This window comes from Paenibacillus borealis (assembly GCF_000758665.1).
GTDB classification, from domain to species: Bacteria; Bacillota; Bacilli; order Paenibacillales; family Paenibacillaceae; genus Paenibacillus_AQ; species Paenibacillus_AQ borealis.
Map to the genome: position 1 here is coordinate 7,746,013 of NZ_CP009285.1, position 16,320 is coordinate 7,762,332.

General features: G+C 53.4%; 13 protein-coding genes. 8 read left to right on the forward strand and 5 right to left on the reverse strand.

Annotation, left to right across the window (positions count from 1 at the left end; all coding sequences use genetic code 11):
- Nucleotides 1–55: 55 nt before the first annotated feature.
- From PBOR_RS32920 to PBOR_RS32930, 3 genes are read right to left on the reverse strand one after another with little or no spacing between them, the layout of a single operon-like run.
- Nucleotides 56–1,015 carry a 1,4-dihydroxy-2-naphthoate polyprenyltransferase gene (locus tag PBOR_RS32920; RefSeq protein ID WP_042220198.1) on the reverse strand — a complete coding sequence of 320 codons (960 nt, stop codon included), beginning with the start codon at nt 1,013–1,015 and terminating at the stop codon, nt 56–58.
- A gap of 33 nt (nt 1,016–1,048) precedes the next feature.
- Nucleotides 1,049–1,822, reverse strand: a complete 774-nt coding sequence (locus tag PBOR_RS32925; protein WP_042218216.1) for a DUF6081 family protein — start codon at nt 1,820–1,822, stop codon at nt 1,049–1,051.
- Nucleotides 1,823–1,872: 50 nt separating this feature from the next.
- Nucleotides 1,873–2,793 (reverse strand): prenyltransferase, encoded by a 921-nt coding sequence (locus tag PBOR_RS32930; protein WP_245647968.1) that lies wholly within the window; start codon nt 2,791–2,793, stop codon nt 1,873–1,875.
- Nucleotides 2,794–2,965: 172 nt separating this feature from the next.
- On the opposite strand from PBOR_RS32930, the gene PBOR_RS35885 reads away from it, so the two are divergent.
- The 5 genes from PBOR_RS35885 to PBOR_RS32955 all read left to right on the forward strand — a co-directional run bounded on the left by PBOR_RS35885 (nt 2,966) and on the right by PBOR_RS32955 (nt 9,801).
- Complete coding sequence (locus tag PBOR_RS35885) at nt 2,966–5,332, forward strand: bifunctional diguanylate cyclase/phosphodiesterase (RefSeq protein ID WP_052429749.1); 2,367 nt, start codon at nt 2,966–2,968, stop codon at nt 5,330–5,332.
- 120 nt (nt 5,333–5,452) lie between these two features.
- Nucleotides 5,453–6,076: an acetate uptake transporter gene (locus PBOR_RS32940; protein ID WP_042218219.1), complete on the forward strand. Its 624-nt coding sequence runs from the start codon at nt 5,453–5,455 to the stop codon at nt 6,074–6,076.
- Between the two features lie 255 nt (nt 6,077–6,331).
- Nucleotides 6,332–8,476 carry a putative bifunctional diguanylate cyclase/phosphodiesterase gene (locus PBOR_RS35890; protein WP_052429750.1) on the forward strand — a complete coding sequence of 715 codons (2,145 nt, stop codon included), beginning with the start codon at nt 6,332–6,334 and terminating at the stop codon, nt 8,474–8,476.
- Between the two features lie 58 nt (nt 8,477–8,534).
- Nucleotides 8,535–8,858 carry a hypothetical protein gene (locus PBOR_RS32950; RefSeq protein ID WP_042218220.1) on the forward strand — a complete coding sequence of 108 codons (324 nt, stop codon included), beginning with the start codon at nt 8,535–8,537 and terminating at the stop codon, nt 8,856–8,858.
- Between the two features lie 58 nt (nt 8,859–8,916).
- Nucleotides 8,917–9,801 carry a helix-turn-helix domain-containing protein gene (locus PBOR_RS32955; RefSeq protein WP_042218223.1) on the forward strand — a complete coding sequence of 295 codons (885 nt, stop codon included), beginning with the start codon at nt 8,917–8,919 and terminating at the stop codon, nt 9,799–9,801.
- A 12-nt stretch (nt 9,802–9,813) separates the two neighbouring features.
- On the opposite strand, the gene PBOR_RS32960 is transcribed toward PBOR_RS32955, so the two are convergent.
- Nucleotides 9,814–10,038: a hypothetical protein gene (locus PBOR_RS32960; RefSeq protein WP_042218224.1), complete on the reverse strand. Its 225-nt coding sequence runs from the start codon at nt 10,036–10,038 to the stop codon at nt 9,814–9,816.
- A gap of 136 nt (nt 10,039–10,174) precedes the next feature.
- Here PBOR_RS32960 and PBOR_RS32965 point away from each other — a divergent pair, with 136 nt between their 5' ends.
- Complete coding sequence (locus PBOR_RS32965) at nt 10,175–10,651, forward strand: DsrE/DsrF/DrsH-like family protein (protein ID WP_042218226.1); 477 nt, start codon at nt 10,175–10,177, stop codon at nt 10,649–10,651.
- A 180-nt stretch (nt 10,652–10,831) separates the two neighbouring features.
- Nucleotides 10,832–12,343: an aminotransferase class V-fold PLP-dependent enzyme gene (locus tag PBOR_RS32970; RefSeq protein ID WP_042218227.1), complete on the forward strand. Its 1,512-nt coding sequence runs from the start codon at nt 10,832–10,834 to the stop codon at nt 12,341–12,343.
- On the opposite strand, the gene PBOR_RS32975 is transcribed toward PBOR_RS32970, so the two are convergent.
- The gene (locus tag PBOR_RS32975; RefSeq protein WP_042218229.1) at nt 12,329–12,964 is read right to left on the reverse strand and encodes a TVP38/TMEM64 family protein; all 636 of its coding nucleotides are present in this window, start codon (nt 12,962–12,964) and stop codon (nt 12,329–12,331) included. The two genes, PBOR_RS32970 and PBOR_RS32975, sit on opposite strands and share 15 nt — an antisense overlap.
- A gap of 221 nt (nt 12,965–13,185) precedes the next feature.
- Between PBOR_RS32975 and PBOR_RS32980 the strand changes: the two genes are divergently transcribed.
- Nucleotides 13,186–16,311 carry an ATP-binding protein gene (locus PBOR_RS32980; protein ID WP_042218231.1) on the forward strand — a complete coding sequence of 1,042 codons (3,126 nt, stop codon included), beginning with the start codon at nt 13,186–13,188 and terminating at the stop codon, nt 16,309–16,311.
- The last annotated feature ends 9 nt before the right edge of the window (nt 16,312–16,320 follow it).

Genomic DNA, 16,320 nt, shown 5'->3' on the forward strand with positions numbered 1-16,320 from the left:
ATTAATTCTTCCGCGTATACCCTATAAACACCTTATCATAGAATCGGGTATATCTCTAAGCGGGCCATATGGAGACCCATATAACAGCTATACCCAGCACAATGATTCTTGCCGCGCTCATGAGCATGAAATTCTTGACGGAGAGAATGAAGGTCGTACCTTTATGCTGTTCCTGGTAGAACCGCGCGATGTTACGGCGCAGCGGAATCAGCGTCAGCAGGAGCAACAGCACCAGCACCGGATGCACACCAAGCAGGACCAGCACGATCAGATCAACAAAAGACACATAGTAGAGCAGCTTAAACAGCATCAGTGCATTCTTGCGTCCGATATACACAGGCAGCGTATACCTGCGGTTATCCATGTCATCCTCAATGTCGCAGATGTTGTTGGCCAGCATAATGCCGGCAATCCCCAGGATGGCCGGCACCGAGAACCAGAAAAGGTACAGCACCTCAAGGAAGTTAATATGCAGGCTGACCCAGTTCCCCTGAAACAGAAGTGTCACCACCGCCTGCTCCGAGTGAATGTAGGCCGAGATGAAGATAATGACGAACCCCATGAACAGACCGGAGAACAGCTCCCCCAGCGGCATCCGCGAAATCGGAATCGGCCCGAAGGAATACAGGATGCCGATCAGGAAGGATAATCCGCCGAGCAGGAACACAATCAGCCCCGTCTGGGAGACCAGAGCGATCCCGCCGCCTACGGCGAGCACCAGGAGGATGACAATCGTCGCCAATACCGTGCTCTCTTTCAGCTTGTAATGGACAATAGGGTTGTGGGTCTCGTACCCGTAGCCGTGGGTTTTTGCCGCTTTTTTGAAATCATAATAGTTATTGATCGCCGTTGTTGCCATATCAAAGCTGAGGAGCGATACAAACATCAGCGCGAAGCGCAGGATATAGAAGTCCTCGAACCGGTATAAGGCATAGAGTGTCCCCAGCAGCAGCGGCAGCATACTGGCTACCTTCGTCGGCAGTTCGACAAACTTGAAGAAAGTTTTAATATTCACGGCCATTCATCCTTATCTGTCAGATGCGCACTGTTACTTTGCAGAGGTTGTAACCGTCACCGGCGACCATTCTGCGATTACCGTCTGCCCGTGTGCAGATACGCTGCCCTCCGGCGTCAGATCCTTCTCGGTCATAATGCCTAGTGCGATAGTGAAGCTGTTGAATTTAACCGGCACATTCTGCTCCCGCCGTACCTCTTGGCCGTTCACATAGAATACAGCCTCATTCTTGCCCCGGTGGTAAGTGATTTTGTAAGTATTGAATTCACGTGCTTTGAAGCCGGTATCCTCCGTGAAAATGCAGAAATATTTGGTTCCCCCGGTCTCGGGTACTGTTACACCCGGAAACGGCAGAATTCCGTACACACTGGCATATTTATCGTTACCGGCGAAGAAATCAAGCGCGGCCCCTGTCGTGAAATCAAGCAAATTCAGCGAGACATAGCCGTCATACAGGTCACCCGGTGCTGTCCCCTGCGTACGGGCACGAATCTGCAGCTCGAAGCTAATCTCACCCTCTTCAGGAACCTCTACAGGCTGAGCCGAATAATACATATGCTTGGCATTATCAAGAATCTGCACGTGGTCGTTCTGGCGGCTCAGCTGAGCCCGCACATACAGATATCCATTACGTACAATCACGACAGCTTCCGGTTCACGGTAAGCCCAGAACGAGCCGTCAGGCAGCGTGAAGCCGCCGGTTCTCCAGACCTTCCCCTCTGACAGAATAGTATGAAAATCTCCGATTACCGTTTGTTTGACCTCTGCAGCTTGTACTTCTTCACTACTTGGTTTGTTCTTGTCCATGGGTTCTCCCGCTTTCTGTAATGTAGTAGGTGCCAGTGTGTAGACGGTATTTACAACAGTCCCTGAATGAGCAGTGCCACCGCCATAATCATCCCGCAGCGCACAGATGCCCGCTGTGAGGCGCCCATGAGCGGCAGATAAGCGGCAGATGCATTCTGCGGCTGCAGGTTGCGGTAGACATGTACCGGTGCAATGGCCGTCAGCAAAGCGAGCAGCGCATACACAGGCAATACATCAAGCAGCACACAAACAATAAGGGATGCATAAGAGATGTAGAGCAGTACATGAGAGAAAATCAATGCTCTGCGTTCGCCCCACACCACAACAAGCGTGCGTTTGCCGGCCTGCTGGTCGGCTCTCCAGTGCAGGAAGTGGTGGTTGAACAGCAGCAGCGTTGTCAGAAGTCCGATCGGCAGAGACAGCAGGACAGGCTTCAGGCTGAACTCCCCGGTCTGAACGAAATACGCGCCAAGAACAGGCATCAGTCCGAACGCAAGGAAGATTGCAAGCTCACTGTAGCCCTTGCCTCGGTAACCGAAGCGCAGCGGCGGCGCGACATAGAAATAAGCGATCAGTGCACCGCCGGCGACAAACCACAGAATCTCCCAGCCGCTGTACAAGCTAAGCAGCAAGCCGCAGATAACTGCAACGGCCAGCAGACCCCAGGTCAGGAGCGCAAATAGCGACTCCCGCATGATGCCTCCCGACAGGAAACCGGAATTCGTAGATATGGCCTCAGGTGTATTATGCGCCTGCGTGTCGGTTCCGTTGCGGAAGTCCCACAAATCATTCACCATGTTGGAGAACAGGTGCGCCGCAGCCGCTCCGACAAAGGTTATAACAAACAAAAACGGATGGAATACTCCCTGCCATACATATGCCCCAACCGTTCCCAAGACAACCGGTATAAGCATAACGGGAATAACTCCAAACCGTGAGGCTTTCTTAAATATCATCCATTTTTCCATCATGCCAAGGATTATCTCCTTCAATTATTATTTGATAATAATTATCATTAAATTATTATACATCAAATTTCGACACTTTGGGGAGATTTACGCTGCAAAATATTCCCTAATCGTGGTACACTATTATTGATGGTACTTATTTCCTATTAAGTCTTAAATATTAAAGGGGAGCATCATGAAACTCCGCAAAAAAATATTTATCTTCATTGGCTTGGTTGCCGTGCTGGGGATAGGCGCTACCTACCTGCTTCTTCACATGATCCTGCTTAACCGATTCGAGAAGCTGGACGAGGCACAGCTGCAGCGCAATCTGAACAAAGCCGTGACTTCCTATTATGAGGAACTGCAGGACATGAGGACCGGACTGCTCAATTACTCCGTGTGGGATGAAACCTACCGGTTCATGGAATCCGTAAGCGGTACCGGCTCTGCAATATCCGGTGAACCTGCCCCCATCCCCAGTAACTTTGACCAGACCACATACGAAATCAATCGTTTCGATATGATTGCCCTGCTGGATTTGAACGGCAGTCCAATATATGGCGGCTCCTACGATCCGGCATTAGGAAGCGTTACCCCCTTGACACAGGAGCAGCTCACTCTCTTCAAGCTGATCAACAACCGTCTGCCCAGGTTCACGAGTACAGAAGAGAGCAGGAGCGGCCTTGTTATTCTTGATAAGGGTCCTATGCTGATTACGCTCACGCCCATTGCCGGCAGCAGCAGGGACAAGCCGGTTATTGGCACGGCTGTTGCCGGACGAATGCTGCATCAGGAAGAGGTTACGCATATCTGGGAGGATGCCCTCTCCAGTATCAAAGTGACCCGCGTCACCTCTGCGCTGCTTGCGGAAAGCAGAGGCCGGCAGATCTGGACCAGCCCGGTCTCAGACGGGCAGATGTCGATTCATACGGCGGTGAATGACTTGTTCGGTGATCCCGGAATGATCATTTCCCTGAAAGAGCCCCGGCAGCTCTACAACAGCGGGCAGAAGTCCATAGCCACCTTCCGTATGCTCTATTTCATCTCCATGCTGCTGCTGCTTGCTGCAAGCATGCTCTTCGTCAACCGGTTCATCCTGGACCGGATGTCATCGCTTGTAAGAAATATCCGCGCTATCGGCAGCAGCAAGGACCTGTCTATCCGGATTCCCAGCACCGGGCGGGATGAATTCGGCGAAGTGGAGGTTGAATTCAACCGGATGATCGATTCACTGGAACAGGTCCAGGACGAGCTGCGGCAGCAATCCCTGCTGGACCCGCTGACCCAGCTCCCCAACCGCTCGCTCTTTTTTGCCAAGCTGAATGAAGCCATCGCTGCGGCCAAAGTGATCAACCGGCAGATAGCCCTGGTATTTATTGATCTGGATCATTTCAAGACGGTGAACGACACGCTCGGCCATGATTTCGGGGATGCCATCCTCAAGGAGACGGCCTTCCGGATCTCACAGGTTGTCGGCAAACATGATGTGGTCTCCCGGCTCGGGGGGGATGAATTCACCATTCTCCTCTCCGATGTTCCGGATGCCGGCAGCATTCACACCCAGCTGTCACGGATTCAGGAAGCCCTCTCCATGCCGCATCATATTAAGGGACATCTTCTATATAATACGGCCAGTATCGGCGTCAGCATTTACCCGCAGAACGGTGAAGACGCCGATTATCTGGTCAAACAGGCAGATCTGGCCATGTTCCATGTCAAGGAGTCCGGCCGCAATAACATCTTCCAGTATTCAGAGGACCTTGAGGCAGGCATCCGGCGCAAGAAGGTGCTGGCCCAGCAGCTGCTCTCTGCCGCAGTCGCGAACGAATTCGAGGTTCATTATCAGCCTATCCTCGGTGCAGGTACTTTGCAGGTATCCAAGGTGGAGGCGCTACTGCGCTGGACTAGTCCGAGCTACGGAATTATCTCCCCAGCCGAGTTCATTCCGCTGGCCGAGAGCAGCGGCTCGATTATCGGCATCGGCGGCTGGGTACTGCGGCAGGTCTGCTCCGATATGCGTGAATTCCGCAGCCGGGGGCTGGAGGTTACAGCCGCGGTTAATATCTCTGCTCTGCAGCTGATGCAGCCCGGTCTTCTCGAGCTGCTGCTCGACCTGCTCCACGAATATGATCTGCCTGCGTCGAGTCTGGAGCTGGAGATCACCGAAAGCGTCCTGGTCTCCGGGGACAGCATCTTCCGGTCACTGCAGCAGTTAAGGGCCCACGGGTTCCGGATCTCGCTTGATGACTTCGGCACAGGCTTCTCTTCCTTAAGCTATCTGCGCCGCTTCCCTGTCGATGTGATTAAGATCGACCGTTCCTTCATATCCGAGATGTCTCCGGCCCCGCCGGGTGATGTGCTCGTCAAGGCGATTATTGAGCTCAGCCATAACCTCGGGCTGCGGGTCGTTTCCGAAGGCATTGAGCATCAAGAGCAGTTCGATATGCTGCGCGCGCTGGGCAGTGACGAGCTGCAGGGATACTATATCAGCAGACCTCTCCAGGTCTCGGCACTTTATTCTTTTTTAGAGCAGGGAAATTACTTTCCGGAGTCAAAATAAGCAGTAATTTCATAGGCAAGTTACGGGCGATATGATATGATAGGCAAGCTGATAACAGCACCCGCTTCGGGTGCTGTTATCCTATGCGAACAATTATGAAAATTGGAGGCTTTAATTGTTATGTCAGCGCAACCGCAAACAACTCAATCCGTCAAAATCGTCACCGCCGACCCCAGCGCCATCGGCTTGTTCGGATTGGCTATCGTCACCTTGGTCGCTTCTTCACAAAAGCTCGAAATTACAACAGGTCTGAGCTACGCTATTCCATGGGCTATCTTCCTCGGAGCCTTTGCCCAGCTGTTCGCATCCATCCAGGATGCCAAGCACAACAACACCTTTGGCATGACTGCTTTTGGTGCCTATGCATTCTTCTGGTTCGGCATGGGCGCAAGCTGGCTGATCAAGCTCGGTGTATTCGGTACAGTGCTGGCAGAAGGCGTTGATCCCAAGCAGCTCGGATTTGTTTTTGTAGGATATCTCGTGTTCACCCTATTCATGACGCTCGGTGCCGTTGAAGCGAACCGCGTCCTGCTGGTCATCTTCATTCTAATCGACTTCCTCTTCCTCGGCCTCGCTATGGATTCCTTCGGAGTCGCTGCAGAATTCTTCCACAAGCTGGCTGCCGTTTCGGAAATGGCTATCGGAATTGTATCGCTCTACGGCTGCGGCGCTTCTGTGCTCAATGCTCATTTCGGACGTACTTTCCTGCCGATTGGCGCACCACTGGGCATCTTCAAGAAGTAATTACAGTTCAAGCGCAAGTTCATTGGGCTCCAATCTCAAGAGCAACGGATAAATACTTGCTGTCCTTAGGCAGAGGTGTTTATCCGTTTTGAATTTACACGGCTGTTTGTTAGGTTTTTCCTTGCGCAAAGACGATAAAAATGACATGCTATAGAGACACCTACGACATATCTCGACATTTTTCTGCGGTGCAGGAACCGCTTTTTATGAATAGCAAATCTACTGCTTTAATTTTTCGGGTATCGGAGGCAATCCATGGCTTTCATTAATAAAAAGCCTTTAACGATTATTGTCGGCTTCTTAGTCGTCCTGCAGCTCTCTCTATTCTATTATTATTCCTTATCCGTGAACCGGGAATACAGGGCTGAGAAGGCCGATCTGTCCTCACAGGCAGTCATGCTGACCTCGAATATCGAGGAGAGAGTGGCAATTGTCAAAGGCGTAAGTTCCTTTATTCAAACGGTCGGCTTTGATGCTGATCCCGCACTTATCAATAACTATCTGGTAACGGCACACAACAACAACTCAAGCAATGTCACGAATATTATGATCGCTCCTGATGGCCTTATCCGCTACCTCTACCCTCTTGAAGGCAATACAGCAATTCTGGGCAAAAGCCTGCTGCTGGATGCCTCCCTGGCCTCCCCCGGTATGATCCAAGAAACGATACGTTCCCGCGGCATTACGGTAGACGGACCCCGTACATTAGCCCAAGGCGGCTATGGAATGGTGATCCGGCAAGCTATTTACCAAGGCAACTCTTTCGAGGGCATCGTCTCGGTTACTGTGAAGATCGATAGCATTGTGAACCAGCTTGCGCTTGAGGACAGCAATATTTATGTTGCGTCTGAGGACCACACCTTCCTCTTCGGCAACGAATCCCGTACGGATGACGTGCAGCTTACTGTTCCTGTTCAGGCTTATAATCAGCATTGGCTGATGGGGATATCCCTGCCTTCCTATAAGAAATGGCAGGTGTTCCGCAGCGTGCTGTGGATTGATGTTGCCTTCCTGCTTGTGATTGCTTTCATTCTCTATGTTTTCTGGCATCAGAGCCGCTTCAACCGTGAGCTGGAGCGTGTAGTCAGTCTCCGGACCCGTGATCTGAGCATCTCCAAGCGTTTATATGAAAAGCTCGCGCATTACGACAGTCTGACTGACATTCCGAACCGGCGTTATTTCATGGATGAATTCGAGCGTCTGCTGCAATGCTCTGACCCTACGCAGACTTATACCTTATTTTTTTTCGACTTGAACCGGTTCAAGGAAATCAATGATACGCTTGGGCACTCTACGGGGGATCAGGTAATCAAAACACTGGCCGGCCGGCTGAAATCCGGTGATCTGCCCTTCAAGCTGTTCGCACGTACCGGCGGAGATGAATTCGTCATGATCTTCCCTGACTTGCCGCGTGAGCAAATTCCTGTGATTGCCGAACAAATCAGCCTGTTAATCTCGCAAACGCTGCTGATCTCAGGAGCACATCTCAGCTTGTCCACCAGCATCGGTGTCTCCCTGTACCCGGAGCATTCGAAGAATAAAGATGATCTGCTGAAATTCGCGGATATGTCGATGTACCAGGCCAAGACACAGGAAGACGCCAATTTCTTCATCTTCGACTGGGAGCTGCGCGAGAAGCTGGAGCAGAAGACGATGATAGCTAAGTATTTGCATTCTGCACTGGAGCGGGAAGAATTCGTGCTCTATTATCAGCCGCAGATCAATGCCGTCACAGGTAAAATGATCGGTATGGAGGCGCTGATCCGCTGGAACCATCCCGAGAAGGGTCTGATCGGACCAGGCACCTTCATCGCCGCCGTGGAAGAGGCCGGACTGATGATCCAGCTGACCGACTGGGTGCTGCGTGAGGTATGCCGCCAGCTCTGCGAGTGGCGGAACCTGGGAATGCCGCTGCTGCGGACATCGATTAATATCTCCAACAGCTGGTTCTACAACCGTAATCTGATCGAGAATCTGCTCTCCGTGCTTGACCAGTACGGACTGGATACCGATATGCTGGAATTCGAAATTACAGAGAGCACAGCGCTGCTGGAAGAGCATTATCCGCTGCTGCAGCAGATGCGCGATCACGGAATCATCGTCTCCATTGATGATTTCGGCACGAAATATTCTTCATTGAATTATCTGAAGCATTTTCCCGTGAACAAAATCAAAATTGACCGGACCTTTATCACCGGCATTGGTGTCAGCTCCATTGATGAGACCATCATCAAATCCATCGTCTTTGTCGCCTCACAGCTTGGCTATGACCTGATTGCCGAAGGGGTAGAGACGCCGGAGCAGCTCGCCTTCCTGGTGAAGCATGATTGTCCGCATATTCAGGGATTCCTGTTCTTCCCGCCGCTGCCTGCCGACGAAATCCGCAAGCTGGCTTCGTAAACCGGGGATCGTTATAATAAAGGTAAGACTGAAGTTAACCCGAAAGGATTATGAGAACATGAATGGATTATCTACCGGCGAAATTGCCGGAACCGTTATATTTGCGCTGATCCTGGCCTTACTTGCCTACCGCATTATCCGCGGCATGCCGAAGATGGCCGGAGATATTACAGCCTTCCGCAAACGCACACTCGTCTGGACCCAGGTGGCACTGGTACTTACGGTTCTCCAGTTGAACTTCAAAGCAGGGGACTGGCGTTTCGGAATTATTCTTGGACTGATTGTCCTCTTTACCGGAAGCATCTGGCTGTCCGCGCGCCGTTATGATAACGCCCGTCTGGCTGAGTCAGCTGCAGAGCCGCAGGAGAGCACCAAAGAATAACACACTAATCTATGATTCTGAAGCTCCCGTATGGGGGCTTTTTTTAGGAGGAGTCACTGTGGGCAGTACACAAGAATTGGGCATCTACGGTTTCCGCTTCAGTGAACCGGACCGGCTGCCGCTGCTGAATCTGTTCGCAGCCGGGCATTCGGTTGAGCTAAGCCCGGATTATGACTGGAACGGCATGGAGCGCAGTGATGGTCCGCTGCTGCTCTTCCAATATACCGTATCGGGAAGAGGGATCTATGAACTTGACGGGGAGAGCTTCAGCGTCGGCCCCGGACAGGCCTTCATGGCCGAGATTCCCGGCAGCCACCGGTATTATTATCCCGGCGGCACGGAGCCGTGGGAGTTCTATTTCCTGCTCTTCCGGCCGCAGCCGCTGCTGCCGCTCTGGAATGATATTAAGTCCAGAACCGGGGCAACCCCGGCTCTGGATTCCGGCAGCCCGCCGGTCCGCATGCTGCGCGATATCGTCCGTGAAGCCCATGCCGGGCGGATTACCGATCCTTACTCGGCTTCCTCGCTGCTTCATCAATTCATGATGGAGCTTGGCAGGTATACCTCGGGCGGCCCGCGTGACGCGGCCGGCTGGCCGCCGGCCATCCGCGAATGCGTCCGGTTCATCGAGGAGAATTACAGCTCCATGATCGGTCAGCAGGAGCTTGCCGGGAAGCTGGGCCTCTCGAAATTCCATCTGCTGCGGACCTTCAGCAAGGCAGTGGGTGTTACCCCCAATGACTATTTGAACCGGGTCCGCATTGAGCATGCCGTGGAGCTGTTGAGAACAACAGACTGCAGCATCGAAGCCATTGCCGGCCAGATCGGCTATTCCTCAGGCAGTTACTTCATTAAGGTATTCCATAAGCTTACCGGACAGACGCCGGGTGCCTTCCGCTCAGGGAACGCCAGCCTGAACTACAGCCGCCTGTTCTTCAGCTGACACTTGAAAGTGTTACCTTTTCCGCACCCCGTAAAGGATCAGACCGAGCAGGCTCAGCAGGATTGGAAAGCCGGTGAGCAGCATAAGAGAAGAGGTCATTCCCTCGTATGAGGTGGTGCCCACTACAATCGGAATCTCAAACACTCCGGATTGGGTGAGTAGGAACATAATGAAGCCGATACCTAGTCCGATTAGCGCCATTCTGGTCATGTGTCTGGAAAATGATGCGGATTTCATGTGGATTTCCTCCATTTTTTCTCTGCTGGCACAGCCTGAATCCGTCTGTGTATGTTGTATTCGCCGGACAGGCATACTTTACCTCTGCGTAACCATACTAATGACATTCTATGAATAACTATGGAGGGGTAAGGATATGAGCAAAAAACTGAATCTGCTGATGTTCAGCGGAGAATATGACAAAGCCATGGCGGGGCTGATTCTGGCGAATGCCGCACGGGATATTGAGGTTGAGGTTACGATGTTCTTCTCCTTCTGGGGGCTGTTCCTCATCCGGGACCCGGAGACAATGACGCTGGAGGATAAGACGATCTATGAGAAGCTGATGGATGTCATCACACCCAAAGGACCGGAGCAGCTGCCGCTCTCGCGGATGAACTTCAGCGGGCTAGGCAAGCTGATGCTGGAGGAGATGATCGAGGAGCAGGGAGCGCCGAAGCTGATTCATTTCCTGAAGGGCGCGCGCAAAAAGAACATCAAGTTCTATGCCTGCAAGCTCTCTGTGGAAATCATGGGCTTCAAGCCGGAGGAGCTCCTGCCTGAAGTGGAGATTATCGACGCTGCCGCCTACCTGAAGGATGCGCTGGAGAGCGATATTCAGCTCTTTATCTGAGCAGGCATTAAGTCTGGCATGGGCTTTAACCTAATTCCAGGCGCGGGCATATACTGGGCAAGTGGAAACGGCTTTGCCGTCCTTTAAATAAGGGCGGTACCGAAACAGCTGCGCCATCCCTCCAAGGACGGTACTCTTCCGTTTCCGCGACAACAGATTCATTGTCTGGAGGGATTATCCGTGCTGAGTATCCACCACGCCGCTGCAGCAGAGGTGCCGTCTTCACTGCAGGGGCATTTCGCGGCTTTCCGCGAGCATATTATAGGAAATCGCCATATGATTTCTACGCCGTACGGCCGGCAGCCGCTGCTGTATGCCGACTGGACGGCCAGCGGCCGGCTGTATGAGCCAATTGAGCGCAGAATGCAGGAGAGCTTCGGCCCCTATGTCAGCAATCCGCATACTGATTCTAATACTACAGGGCTAACGATGACCCTGGCTTATAATGAAGCACGGCAGATCATCAGGGAGCATGTGAATGCCGGTCCCGGCGACGCTTTGCTCTTCTGCGGCAACGGCACTACAGGAGCGGTGAACAAGCTGCAGCGGATCATGGGCCTTAAGCTGCCGGAGTGGCTGCAGCAGAGCTACGTCTGTCCGCCGGAAGAACGCCCGGTCATCTTCATCAGTCATATGGAGCATCATTCCAATCTGTTGCCCTGGCAGGAAGGCATCGGCGATGTCATCACTGTTCCATCCGGACCGGGCGGGCTGGTTGACCTTGAGCAGTTAGAAGAGCTATTGATACGCTACCGGCACCGCCGCTTCAAGATCGGCTCCTTCACCGCCTGCTCCAATGTCACCGGCATTCAGACACCCTACCATCAGCTTGCTGCCGTCATGCACCGGCATGGCGGAGTTTGCTTTGTGGATTTTGCTGCGAACGCACCTTATGAGGAGATCAATATGCATCCTGCATCCCCGCTGGAGAAGCTGGATGCCATCTTCTTCTCTCCGCACAAATTCCTCGGCGGTCCCGGAACCGGCGGAGTGCTGCTGTTTGATACCGCGCTCAGCACAGGCAGCCTGCCGGATGAACCCGGCGGCGGCACTGTGGTATGGGTCAACCGCTGGGGCGGACGGCGCTATATCGCAGATGTGGAAGTACGCGAGGACGGAGGCACCCCCGGATTCCTGCAGGCCATCCGCACAGCCCTGTGCATCAGGCTGAAGGATCAGATGAACGGACCCGGACAATATATGGTGGCCCGGGAGCAGGAGCTGTGCCGGAAGCTGCTCTCGGAGCTTGCACAGATTCCAGACTGCTCCGTACTGGCAGGCGCTCAAACTGAGCGCCACGGGATCATCTCCTTCACCCTGAAGGAGATCCACTACAATCTCGCCGTCCGGCTTCTGAATGACCGCTTCGGCATTCAAGCACGCGGAGGCTGCTCCTGCGCCGGCCCGTACGGCCATCAGCTGCTCGGGCTGGACCCTGCGCATTCGCAGGCATTCATCCAGGCGATCCACGCCGGTGACCAGTCGCTGAAGCCGGGCTGGGTCCGCCTGTCCCTGCACCCGGTTATGACTGACCGGGAGGTGGAGCATATGGCCTTCGCTGTCCGCTCCATCGTCAGCCGCATCGACGAATGGAGCAGCGACTACCGCTATAGCTCTGCCACCAACAGCTGGCTTCACACCGGCGATACAGGGGAGACCGAGGGGGCTATACGCGAATTATTCTCTCTGTAGCGGTTTGCTGTTCACTTCCCGTTCCCGGGCCAGCCGGGCGAATCTGGACTCGATCGCCTTAACCCCCCAGAGTGACACTCCGATGAACAGCAGCACGTAGACAATCTCTCCCGGATGACGGATGAACCGGTCCACATCATTGCCGATGTAGGAGACCGCAAACACCATAATGGCTTTGCCGGCGCATAGGGCAATCAGGTAGGAACGAAGGCGCATGGAGGCAAGCCCTGCAGCCATGTTAATGACTACGAATGGGCCTACCGGAAACAGACTGAGCAGAAAAACATAGCTGAACCCGCTCTGGCGGACCCAGGTCATGCTTTTGGCGACCTTGGGCCGCTCCGCCCATTTACGCAGATAGCGGTGGCTGCCGATTTTACGGATAATCAGGAATGTAGTTACACAGCCGGCTACAAGACCGATCCAGGAATACAGGAACCCAAGCCATAACCCGTATACTGCCCCGTTAAGCCCTACAATCGCAATGGTCGGCAGCGGCGGCACGAATGATTTCATGAAGGTAAGGCCAACCCCGGGCAGCGGCCCAAGCGAGCGGTATTGCTCCAGTAGAGTCCGCAGCCGCTCCTCCGTCAGCCATGACATTATATCTAAAAAGAACATTTCTTCAGCTCTCCTCATTACATGGTGGAATAGTTCCCTATAATATAGGGCGGTGAGTATCAATTATACAATACTTTGCATCCGCCTGATGCTAAAACGTCAACTGACTGGACAAGCACGAGCTGCCGGGGATATGATGAATTCAACTAGTAACAGAGTCGGCGTGAACCTGGATTTACTCTTATTTTGTGAACAATCAGCCAGCCCGAAGTGAGGTCTTCATGAAAACATTTGATTATAGCCTGCTGGCCAAAAGAGTGCTTGCCCTGCTGTGCATCTGCCTGCTCGCAGCAGCCGCTCTGGTGCCCCTGCTGGACAAATCCCCTTCCGCCTGCTCCACCCGCCAGTCCGGGTGGGCGGATTTATCCGCCTGCACCTTCGATGATGCATCAGTCTTCCCGCTGGACGGAGAATGGGAGTTCTATTGGCAGCAGCTGCTGGACCCGCAGGACAACCGCTCTGGCAGCGCGGAAGCTCCGGCTTTTATGGCGGTTCCCGGATCTTGGGGCCCGGGTACAGAGGTTACCGGCTTCTCACGCTACGGGTATGCAACCTACCGCCTGATGCTCCAGCTTCCGCCGGATGTTCCTGCCTTTGCCCTTAAGGTGAACAACATCCGCAATGCCAGCCAGGTATTTGTGAACGGCGAGCTTCTGGGACACAGCGGAACACCGGGAGTGTCCCTTCAGAGTACGGAGCCGCGCAACAACCCGTATTCCTTCACTTTCAGCGCGAAGGATAATCAGGCTGAGATTCTTATTCACACTTCCAACTTCACCTATGCGAACGGAGGTATTGCCGAATCCATCCGGATCGGCACCCCCTCTTCCATCGGGGCGGTAGACCAGCGGAACAGTACTTACGATATATTGCTGGTGGCAGGTTTTGCTTTTATTGGCTTCTACTTTCTGGGGCAGGGATTCCAGCGCAAAGAGGACAACTCTTCGCTGCAGCTGGCTATGTACTGCTTCACAATCGCCCTATATATGCTGACGCACAGCGAGAAGCTGTTGTTTCAATATCTTCCTTCCATCTCTTATGAAGCGTTCAGCAAATTGCAGGTCATGTCCTGCGTGATCGGGTTCTATTTCGTATCCAGCTATACCTATTCCCTGTTTCCCGCACTCTATTCCCGGCTCTTCCGGCGGATCACCTTCGCCTATTCGCTCGGCTTCTGTATTATTGTGCTTATGAGCACGATTCTTATTTACTCGCGGATCGCAAGCATAATGCTGTTCTTCAGCTTCATTTCCGTCTGCTATACCTTCTATGTGATGGCCAAGGCAACGTGGCAGCGTGAGATCGGCTCCTATTATTTGCTCATCGGTGTTATTGCCGCGGTTATGTTCACCTTCTCTGTGGCCAGTAATCTGTTCCTGGGCACGGGACTCTATGCCATTCCGCCTGTATCCGGCCCGATCTTCATCCTTGCCGAGGGACTATTCCTGTCTGCACGCCATGCACATGCCTACCAGACAATTAAGCAGCTCTCCCTTCAGCTCGAACGCAAGGACAGAGACAAGGATGAGTTCCTGCTCAAGACTTCGATCGAGCTGCGCACCCCCCTGAATGCTATCATCAATATCTCATTGTCTATGTATGAGGGGGCAGGCGGGCCGCTTACCCCTTCACAGCGTGAGGATATGCGGCTGATCCTCGGAACCGGAAGACGGCTCGCCTTCCTGGTCCGGGATATTCTTGATTATGAACAGATCAAGCGGCAGCGCATCATCCTGCACTGGGGTGCCGTTGATCTTCAAGGCGTTGCGGAAATTGTAATTGAGGTCTTCCAGTTTCTGAACAAGAACGGCGAGATCCGCATCAAGAACCGCATTCCGCCGGGTGCATTTCTGGTCCAGGCCGATGAACAGCGCCTGATGCAGATCCTCTACAATCTGCTGGACAATGCGCTGAAATTCACCGATCGCGGCAGCGTGATTATCGAGGCCGTGCAGCTTGATGAATCCGTATCGGTTACGGTATCCGACACGGGCCGGGGAATTCCCCCGGAGCAGCTGGAGAGCATCTTCCGGGATTATGAACAGGTTAACGAAGCTGACTCGCTGGAAGCAGGCGGACTGGGTCTGGGACTGGCCATCACCCGCAAGCTTGTAGAATTGCATGGGGGAAGCATTTCCGTGTCCTCCACGTTTGGCCGCGGGAGCAGCTTCACCTTCACACTTCCCGTCCAGCAGGCCGGCGCCGCTGTTACGGAGGAACCGGAGGACCGTCAGCTGCTGCTTATGCCGGTGAAGGCACCGCCGGAAGCTACGGATGAGGATTGGAAGTACAGGACAATTCCCGTAATGCACTCCACCGCACAGGCAGGTCCGTATGCCCCCCGCATTCTGATTGTGGATGACGATTATGCCAACCTGAAGGCACTGACCAACCTGCTGTCTCTGGAGAATTATACAATCTCCAGTATGCGCAGCGGTAAGGATGCACTGGCTGTGCTTGCCGAAGATCGTGATTTCGACCTCTGCATCATCGATGTCATGATGCCGGGAATGTCAGGCCTGGAGCTGTGCAGGAGGATCCGCCAGACCTATACGCCTCTGGATCTGCCAATCCTGATGGCTACCGCCGGGCAGCAGCTTCACTTCAACGAAGCAGCATTCCGCGCCGGCGCTAACGACTTCATCCATAAGCCTTATGCCTGGAGTGATCTCAAGGGACGCGTCAATACGCTGGTACAGCTGAGAAGGTCGGTCTCCGACCGGTTAAGTTCAGAGATCGCCATGCTGCGTGCGCAGATCAAACCGCATTTTCTCTACAACGCCATTAATACAATCATCTGGATGAGCACGCGCGACAATGAGAAGACCCGGCATCTGCTATACGATTTGAGTCACTTTCTGCGCGGCAGCTTTGATTTCAGCAACCAGGAAACGGCAATCCCGTTTGATAAGGAGCTCGAACTGATCGAGGCCTATCTGTCGCTGGAGCAGGCCCGGTTCGGCAAGCGGCTCAATGCCCAGTACAATATTGAAGTTAGTGAATTTTCACTGCCGCCGCTGATTGTGCAGCCGATCGTGGAGAATGCTGTCCGCCACGGATTGATGGAGAAGATCGACGGCGGGACCGTACTCCTCTCCACCAGACAGGAAGGCAATGCGATCCTCATTACCGTCACCGATAACGGTAAAGGCATGAGCGATGAGCAGCTCTCTTCCTGGATGAAGGAGGACTACCATTCCCCGCATGGAGAAGGCACCGGGATCGGCCTGCGGAATATCAACCGGCGGCTGTTGACACAATTCGGCTATCCGCTTGTCATTACACGCGGGAGCAACGGAGGCATTGAGGTACTTATAACAATCCCATGGAAGGATGAAATCTCCTGAGTATATCTG